At 65.8% G+C, this 243-nt stretch carries 1 protein-coding gene; it reads left to right on the top strand.

Features of this window, described 5'->3' with window-relative positions; translation table 11 throughout:
- The coding region (locus tag FNJ47_RS52625) for an ABC transporter permease subunit (RefSeq protein ID WP_236000643.1) at nt 1-243 on the top strand (243 nt) is incomplete at both ends.

Genomic DNA, 243 nt, shown 5'->3' with positions numbered 1-243 from the left:
GCCGGGCTCGGGGCTGTTGCTGAATTCGGCGATCTTCCAGCGCGATCTGCCGCTGCTGCAGGGCACGATCCTGGTGCTGGCGCTGTTCTTCGTGCTGCTCAATCTCCTGGTCGACATCGCGCAGGCCTTTTGCGCGCAGCGCCTCGACGAAATCCTGGCTCAGGATGTCACCGGTCAGTGCGCGGACCGTGCGGGTGACGATGCCCATCGGGATCACCGAGGTGGTGACCGCCGGCAGCACCA

Origin of the sequence: Bradyrhizobium uaiense (assembly GCF_010811875.1) — a bacterium.
Classification (GTDB): domain Bacteria; phylum Pseudomonadota; class Alphaproteobacteria; order Rhizobiales; family Xanthobacteraceae; genus Bradyrhizobium; species Bradyrhizobium uaiense.
This window is presented reverse-complemented; position numbering and strand designations above follow the sequence as displayed.